The sequence below is a fragment of the uncultured Gimesia sp. genome, assembly GCF_937919775.1.
In the GTDB taxonomy this organism is placed as follows: domain Bacteria; phylum Planctomycetota; class Planctomycetia; order Planctomycetales; family Planctomycetaceae; genus Gimesia.
The window spans coordinates 1-7,422 of the sequence record NZ_CALFPF010000128.1; the positions used below are offsets into that span (position 1 = coordinate 1).

The 7,422-nt window shown below is 50.3% G+C and carries 10 protein-coding genes; all 10 read left to right on the forward strand.

Annotation, left to right across the window (positions count from 1 at the left end):
- Window positions 1-522: 522 nt before the first annotated feature.
- Window positions 523-1,701 carry a serine hydrolase domain-containing protein gene (locus tag Q0294_RS03450; RefSeq protein ID WP_299460953.1) on the forward strand — a complete coding sequence of 393 codons (1,179 nt, stop codon included), beginning with the start codon at window positions 523-525 and terminating at the stop codon, window positions 1,699-1,701.
- Window positions 1,702-1,846: 145 nt separating this feature from the next.
- Window positions 1,847-2,545, forward strand: a complete 699-nt coding sequence (locus Q0294_RS03455) for a class I SAM-dependent methyltransferase (RefSeq protein WP_299460955.1) — start codon at window positions 1,847-1,849, stop codon at window positions 2,543-2,545.
- A 136-nt stretch (window positions 2,546-2,681) separates the two neighbouring features.
- Window positions 2,682-3,239, forward strand: a complete 558-nt coding sequence (locus tag Q0294_RS03460) for an RDD family protein (RefSeq protein WP_299460957.1) — start codon at window positions 2,682-2,684, stop codon at window positions 3,237-3,239.
- A gap of 32 nt (window positions 3,240-3,271) precedes the next feature.
- Window positions 3,272-3,862: a hypothetical protein gene (locus Q0294_RS03465; protein ID WP_299460959.1), complete on the forward strand. Its 591-nt coding sequence runs from the start codon at window positions 3,272-3,274 to the stop codon at window positions 3,860-3,862.
- 86 nt (window positions 3,863-3,948) lie between these two features.
- Complete coding sequence (locus Q0294_RS03470) at window positions 3,949-4,263, forward strand: hypothetical protein (RefSeq protein WP_299460961.1); 315 nt, start codon at window positions 3,949-3,951, stop codon at window positions 4,261-4,263.
- A gap of 36 nt (window positions 4,264-4,299) precedes the next feature.
- Window positions 4,300-4,662: a hypothetical protein gene (locus Q0294_RS03475; protein ID WP_299460963.1), complete on the forward strand. Its 363-nt coding sequence runs from the start codon at window positions 4,300-4,302 to the stop codon at window positions 4,660-4,662.
- Window positions 4,662-4,898 carry a hypothetical protein gene (locus Q0294_RS03480; RefSeq protein WP_299460965.1) on the forward strand — a complete coding sequence of 79 codons (237 nt, stop codon included), beginning with the start codon at window positions 4,662-4,664 and terminating at the stop codon, window positions 4,896-4,898. The genes Q0294_RS03475 and Q0294_RS03480 overlap by 1 nt, the downstream gene beginning before the upstream one ends.
- 93 nt (window positions 4,899-4,991) lie before the next feature.
- Window positions 4,992-6,011, forward strand: a complete 1,020-nt coding sequence (locus tag Q0294_RS03485) for a hypothetical protein (protein WP_299460967.1) — start codon at window positions 4,992-4,994, stop codon at window positions 6,009-6,011.
- Between the two features lie 31 nt (window positions 6,012-6,042).
- On the forward strand, window positions 6,043-6,675 hold the full coding sequence (locus tag Q0294_RS03490) for a hypothetical protein (protein WP_299460969.1): 633 nt from the start codon (window positions 6,043-6,045) through the stop codon (window positions 6,673-6,675).
- 45 nt (window positions 6,676-6,720) lie between these two features.
- Window positions 6,721-7,347: a hypothetical protein gene (locus Q0294_RS03495; RefSeq protein ID WP_299460971.1), complete on the forward strand. Its 627-nt coding sequence runs from the start codon at window positions 6,721-6,723 to the stop codon at window positions 7,345-7,347.
- Window positions 7,348-7,422 lie beyond the last annotated feature (75 nt).

Consider the following 7,422-nt stretch of genomic DNA (forward strand, 5'->3'; position numbering starts at 1 on the left):
GCTTTAACACGTAAAATTCCGTACGAAGCCACTTTCGGGACACCCACTAGCTATCCTGATGGTTGTACTACTCAATGTTTCTACAGCGGTGGGGTTTTGCAAACTCGCGGCGAAGGGACTGTATTTGAAGGAAGTTCCTGAGGAAAAATAGCCTGACCATCTTTTTTTGCCTGAGATATTAATTCCCGCGATCGCGAATCGATTGTTTTTATCACCTGGGTGAAGTGCTCAACGTGGAAACCTGGATCGCACGGTTGTGAAACGGAAGCAAGCCATACTTCTCCTGACGATCTGATTTCGTTCGCCCTGCTGGTAGTTGTCTCGGATTATACGGGTTATCGGGCTGCGGCCTCTGCAGATCAGTTATAAAGCCTGCGCGGATCGTACGTGGTCGATTTTGGAATCTCTATCGTTTTTCAGTGAAGATTCAACAGACGGCTGTACAGATTCACGATAAAGAAAGCACAGAGTGTTGTTGTCTGGGCCTGTATTATTGAGTTTCGTGAGTTGGGAGTTTAGCTGATGATTGTATTACGATTTTGTGCCGTCCTGCTTTTTGTCGGGGGTAGTCTGATTCTTCAGCAGAACGCTGTGCAGGGACAGACGATAAATCATAAACTGGAACCTTATCTGAAATCGGGCAATCTGCCGGCGGTCGCTGCTGCGGTGGTCGAACGGGGTGTGCTGACTGAATATGGTGCGGTTGGAACGCGGAAGATGGGCGCGGATATTCCGGTCACCATTCATGACAAGTTTCATCTGGGCTCCGATGGCAAAGCGATGACCGCGACCATCGCGGGCATGATGATTGAAGAAGGCAAGCTGAAATGGGATTCGACACTGGGCGACGTTTTTCCGGAATTGAAAGCCTCGATGGCTCCCGGCGTTGAAAAAGTGACGCTGGAACAACTGCTGTCGCATACAAGTGGCATGCGTGCCGACGATGAAAATCTGATGAAGATACTGAAAGATAATTTTGATGTCGATGGCGATTTGAACGATCAGCGGTACCAGCTGCTCAAGGAATCGGTCAAGCTGCCTTTAGTGGCTGAGCCTTCGAAGGCGTGGGCCTATAACAACCGCGGATATACGATTGCGGGTGCAATGATTGAGCGCGTCAGCGGCAAACCGTGGGATGAGCTGATTGTGGAACGGATTTTCGAACCGTTCGAATTAACGACCGCCGGTCTGGGAACGCAGTCAACACTCGGGAAAATTGATGCACCGCTGGGACATGTGGTTCAGAAAGATGGCAAGGTCAAGTCGTATATGGCGGGGCCGAACGCCGATAACTCAATGGTCCTCGGACCAGCGGGCTGTCTGCACCTTTCGATTCTGGATTTAGCAACCTGGGCCGGCTGGAACGCCGGGAACGGGACGCGGATGCCTTGCAATATTGTCAAACCGGAAATGGTGGAGAAAATTCATACGCCTGTGTTCACGATCAAAGGCGAAAACCGTCCGGGAACGCCGCCCGAAGGGAAATATGCACATGGCTGGGGTTGGGTCACCGTGGACTGGGCACCGTATCCCCTGCTCTATCATGGCGGCTCGAATGGAAAAAACCTGGCGCAGATCTGGATCGATAAAGAAAAAGATATTGCGATTGTGATCATGACGAATATCGGCGGTCAGCAGGCCGATGATGCATTGCGCGGGATTGCGAAAGAACTGTATGAGAATGCGGTCGCGCAGTATTAAATCGCGCAGTATTAAATCAGAGTTGGGATCTGAAATCGACTCCGTTCGCTCAAGCATTGCTGGGGGGACGGAGTCGTGTTATATAAGTCAGAGTGACTGTCGCGGGACTTCTGCCAAAAACTCTGCTGCCCGGAACTGGTGAAATATGTTCAACCCGATGTATTCCGAACACGCCGACGAATATGCGGCGGCGATTCGAGACAACAGCTACAACGCGTTTTACGAACGCCCTTCTCTGCTGGCGTTGCTGCCTGAACTTCAAAACAAAGCAGTGCTGGATCTGGCATGCGGTCCGGGCGTGTACTCGGAGTACCTGCTGAGCCAGGGCGCCCGCGTGACAGCCGTTGACTGTTCGCCGGAAATGGTGGCGCTGGTTCAACAGAGGCTGGGTGATGCCGTTAAGTGTTACGAACAGGATCTGGCGCAGGGACTGCCTCGGGAAGCGGACGCGGCGTATGACCTGGCGATCTGTCCTTTGGCCATTCATTACCTGGAAGATTTGTCTGTCCTGTTTCGAGACGTCAGACGCGTCTTGAAGCCGAACGGTCTGTTTGTGTTTTCGACGCATCACCCGTTTGTCGATTACCCGTTCTCTCCGAGCGGCAATTATTTTCTGACGGAAAAAATCGTGGATGAATGGGATACGCTGGGGCGGCCGGTGCAGGTGGAATTTTATCGGCGACCGCTGACGGCGATTTTACAACCTTTGCTGGAAGCAGGGCTGACGCTCGTGGGAATTTGCGAAGGTAAGCCCGATCCGAAAATGGAACAGAGCGACCCGAAAAACTTTCGGAAGTTGTCAACGGAACCGGGGTTTCTGTTTGTGAAGTGTCGTATGATGTAATTCCATGTGGCATGATATTCTGAATTCTGTGTATTTGCACATCGGGTTGGTGGGGGGTACTATTGAAGCCGGGCTCGATTTTGACGTGTTCGGACAAGGTTGAGACGGTTCCCGGTTTTGATGAGGCTAGTCTGGAATGTCTACTGTTCAACGAGATCGTTCTCTGGGAGAAGGTGTTTTCTTTGCGCCTGAAGACTATATCGGATTTATGAGACGGATCGTCATTTTCATGGTGGATGCGGCCGTTCTTCTGGGGGTGCTGTTTGTGCTTCTTGTTCTCTCTCTGTTTGTTTTCGATGACTATTCCGAGGATGAATCAAGAGCGAGTTTGTCCTTGATCTGGTATTCATTCATCTGGTTCTATCTGACAGTGCTTAAAGCGTCGCGAGTTCGTACGGTCGGCTATTGGGTGACCGGTGCCCGAATTCTGAATCTGCGCGGGACCAGGCCTTCTGTCTTTCGAATGACCTATCGTTTTCTGCTGAATTTTTGCTTTCCATTTAATTTAGTCTATGACCTGCTGTGGACTCTGGTGGATGAAGATCGGCAGACGTTAACAGACCGCTTTGCCGGAACATGTGTGGTCAAAAACAGTGCGCAGCCTTCAGGAAAGTCGGCGATTCATTTTATCTGTTATACGGCTCTTGGTTTTATTTATGCCTATCGACGAGTGAGCCGACCTCCCCTAAACTGATTTGTTCTGCTTTGATTTAAGGACTATGGTTGATGGATGAACCCGAATTTTTAGACCCCGACTCATTTATTGACGAACCAAAATTCAGCGTGATCTCGGCTCCAGTGATGGTGCCGTTGACGCTCATTGTCATGATCCCGATCTATGCGTTTTATGTGATCCATTCCATGAATCAGAGTGGCGCAAGCCCTGAGGCGGGAATATTCGATTACCTGAAAACGATGTCTTTGGGGATTTTCCTGCTGAGTCAGGCGGGACAGTTATTTGCGTGCCTCTACTCGAAATCGCAACTGGACGGGTTTCTGAGGCGGTATCACGTGATTGAAAATCAGGATGCTTTGGAAACTCTGAAACCGCAGATTCGAACCAATATGTATTTCGTACCTTCCGTCTTACTCTTCGCCGGGCTGGCAATTCCCACGGGTATCATTTGTCTGTGGCAGAACGGTCCGATTCAAGCGGGTATTGTGGTCGTGACATGGGCGATTACAACCGTGGTCGGCATGATGTGCAGCGCGACGGAAAAGAAAATCAGGTCGCTCGATTGTACCAACGCAAGATTAGAGAAAGCGTTAGAGCGTCTCAGTGAAAGCTGGGTCAAGCGCGTCTTTCCGGATTTTTAGCTTAAGAATTCACTCCGGTTGACGAATCAGAGTGTGGGGTTCCTGAGTCGAATGTATTATTTGCGACAGATCGGGAGGTGTAAGCGTTGAAACCGGAAACCATTGGATTGATCGGTGCCCTCGGCGGCACTCTGTTGGGAGTGTTGGGAGGCGTGTACGGTACCTGGAACAGCATCAAACAGACAAACGGGCCGCGCGAACGGGCGTTTGTGGTGAAGATGTCCGTTCTCTTCTGGATTGTGGTTTCGCTGTTTGTGGTGTTGGTATTTGTGTTACCCGCTCCCTGGAACTATTACATCTGGCTACCTTACGGGCTGTGGCTGACCTCCACGATTCGTCGTAGTGATCTCAAACAGCAGGCGATTCGTGAGGCGGAGTCGGCTTCGAAGGAGATGCTGTGAATACTAAACGAATCTATTTTCAGGATGATGACATCAATGGAAGCTGTTAAATACTTGTACCAGGTAAGTCCCTGGCTGTTGCTCTGCCTGGAATGTGCGGCGTTGGTTGTGGTGATTTCCTGGCCGATGGTCAAAGGAAAATCGTGGCTGGTCGCTTCGCTGTTGGTGTTCTTTCTGGTCGATTTGTGTACTCAATTGCTGAGTTCCAGCGCCACTCCTTCCGAACCTGTTCTGATGGGGCCGGATGAGTATCAGCAACTCTGGAATGACTGGTTTCAGTTGAGCTGTCTGGCTATGGTGGGAAAAGTTCTGTTTGTGATTGCCGTGTTTCAGTTAGGTTCAGGACTGAAACGTTTTGTGTCCATTCTCTCCACTGACAGTGATGCGAGGCGAATCTGATGGAACCCATCGAAGTCTGTGTGCTGGCTGGGATTATTCTGTTTGTCTTGCTGATGCCCTGGCTGTTGGTTGTAGCTGTTAAGGATCTGTTTCGTCATAAAGACAGCACGGGATCAGGCGGCGGCGGTATCATTGGTGCGATGGTGGAAATGGACCGGATTGTAAACCCTGCAGGCCAGCATGTGCAGGAAGCAAAAGAGGTGGAACGCGAAGAAGAAGGTATCGGCGGGGAATAAGACTGCGGGAAAAATGCTGTCTTCTTAACCTGAATTCATTACAATAAAAGGACGTGAACGGCACTGAGATCTGTCTTGTCAGGAGGTGCGCGTGTGATTCCAGCTGTTTGTCCCAGTTGTAAAGAACCGATTCTTGGCGAAGCGGTGAGGTTGTGGAATGGCAGACGCTTTTGCCGGAGTTGTGTGGAGAGCGTATCGCCGGAACTTTTCGAATTTGCACGGAGCGGCGGACAGCTGGTGGATGTCGTGCAGGTATCGGATGTTCGCTCTCTCCTGTTTTTGGTCAATTTTGGTAAAATGTTTCTGGTATTTACCTTTCTATTTTGTTTTCTGTTTTGGGGTCTACTCGCTCTCATAGGAATTGGGAATGAAGAAGATCTATTATCGCCTTGGACTCTCTTTGCCGTTTTTGGCGGCGGAGGCCTGATTCTGATTCTGCTGAAGTCGCTGATCTTGAATTTGATCAAGCGTTTTCATTTTCCCAGAATGATAAGCTTCAAAACGGGACATCTCATCGTCAGATATGCCAGTCAGCAGAAACATTTTCCTCTTGAGAAGTGCAAATGGTATGTCGGCAGTACTATTCTCAGTGATCTGATTTGTCTGTCCACAGATCTGCGGCAGGGAATTGTTTTTCAAACCCCCGAAGGCCTGTTTGCATGTGGTCATTCTCCTGAAACACTAAAACACTGGTATGCTTTCCTCATACTGGCGCGCATTCCCCATGTGCCTGCACCTCGATCGCTACTTTATATTCCGTATGGCAGTTTGGGAATGGTTGTGGGAACTCTGGCCGGATTTGGTATCGGTCATGTTGTGGCGATGATCACAAGTCAGGAACGATGGATTCCCGGATTCGTATTACTGGGCGAGTTTGAGGGAGCGATCATCGCTTCCATGTATGTCTATTATAGTCGGTATTCCAGCCGGAATGCGTATCAACGATTTCAGCCTGTGATCTGGGGTCTATTATTTTTCGTGTTCGGTGCTATCACAGGATTGATCGAGGGGGAGTCTGGTGCTTTGGTTGTTGGCAGTCTGAATGGGGTAATCGGTGCCATCGTAGCCTGGTATTGCTGCACGCAGATTTCGGATCTGAGAAGTGAGGAATAGCATCACCGCGAACTGGAAGAAATGTTGGGGCATGAAAACAAAAGACCATCTTTTCTATGCGTTATTTGCGATTTCCGCGATCAGTTATTTTTCGTTCGCAGAATGGATGGCGACGGCACGAGTTGGCACAATGTTTTTTCTCTGGTTTTCTCCGCTCTATGTGTTCCCGTTACTGGCTGCGCTGCTGGCGTTGCCGGTGCTGCTGGTGAGAGTTTGCTTCCAACGCGATCGAACTCATGCCCTGCCCTGGTTGCTGTTATCCATTCTGTATATTCCGTGTTTTATTGTGGGAACCGATTTGGGAGATCGAGTCCGAATTTCCGGATGGGAAACATTCGCTCGCCGCAGTCAACCATTGATCCACGCGATAGAGCAATATGCGGACGATCATGCCGTGCCACCGCAGGCACTCTCAGATCTGGTGCCTGATTATCTGCCTGAAGTTCCGAATACGGGGATGAGGGCGTATCCCGAGTTCCATTATGATACCGGAGACGAAACCCGAGAACGATTTGCCGAGAATCCGTGGGTGCTTTCGGTGTTCACACCCAGCGGCGCCATCAACTTTGATCAGATGTTATACTTCCCGAAACAGAACTATCCCAAGGTCGGTTATGGCGGTGGTCTGGAACGCATAGGAGATTGGGCCTACGTGCATGAGTGAATGAGTTTGATTGTGTTCCACAAATATTTCAGGAATAGAAAAAATATGAATATCATAAAAATTCTGTTGCTGTTGATCTTAGCCTTTTCACCGATCGCCGTCATACCGTGGAGTGAGCGGGCTGCGTTGTTACCTGACTCGTCATTTGAATTCTTTTATCCGCTTTACCAGTGGGGGTTGTTGGTCGCTGGGGCTTTTATTTTGTGGCGTTTGGTTAAAGCGGTCGATAAGAAAGTGGGAAACCGCGCGTTACTCTGGCTGGTGCCGGTCATGATTTGGTTTGTGAGTACGGTTGTGGGATTCCGTATGAGCCGGGAGACACGGATGCAGGGGATGGCAGAGTTTGCGAAGCGGAGCCAGCCCTTGATTGCCGCGATCAAGGAGTTCGAACAGGATCAGGAGAGGCCTCCTGAGTCGCTGGACGAACTGGTGCCCGCTTATTTGCCTGCAGTTCCGGAGACCGGCATGCCGGCCTATCCGGAGTATGTGTATTACGTCGGAGATGAAGCACGGAATCGATATGCCGATAATCCGTGGGCGCTGGTTGTGAATACGCCAAGCGTCATCTTGAACTGGGATCAGATGTTTTATTTTCCCCGGCAGAATTATGCCGATGTCCCATTTAGTGCAGGTCTGGAGCGCGTGGGAGACTGGGCCTACAATCATGAGTGACTGGTCGTGACAGTGGTGCAGTGGTGCTGTGGTGCTGTGGTGCTGTGGTGCTGTGGTGCTGTGGTGCTGTGGTGC

Coding starts and splice junctions, on each gene's coding strand:
- Q0294_RS03450 (WP_299460953.1), top strand. CDS start 523: ATGATTGTATTACGATTTTGTGCCGTCCTGCTTTTTGTCGGGGGTAGT.
- Q0294_RS03455 (WP_299460955.1), top strand. CDS start 1,847: ATGTTCAACCCGATGTATTCCGAACACGCCGACGAATATGCGGCGGCG.
- Q0294_RS03460 (WP_299460957.1), top strand. CDS start 2,682: ATGTCTACTGTTCAACGAGATCGTTCTCTGGGAGAAGGTGTTTTCTTT.
- Q0294_RS03465 (WP_299460959.1), top strand. CDS start 3,272: ATGGATGAACCCGAATTTTTAGACCCCGACTCATTTATTGACGAACCA.
- Q0294_RS03475 (WP_299460963.1), top strand. CDS start 4,300: ATGGAAGCTGTTAAATACTTGTACCAGGTAAGTCCCTGGCTGTTGCTC.
- Q0294_RS03480 (WP_299460965.1), top strand. CDS start 4,662: ATGGAACCCATCGAAGTCTGTGTGCTGGCTGGGATTATTCTGTTTGTC.
- Q0294_RS03490 (WP_299460969.1), top strand. CDS start 6,043: ATGAAAACAAAAGACCATCTTTTCTATGCGTTATTTGCGATTTCCGCG.
- Q0294_RS03495 (WP_299460971.1), top strand. CDS start 6,721: ATGAATATCATAAAAATTCTGTTGCTGTTGATCTTAGCCTTTTCACCG.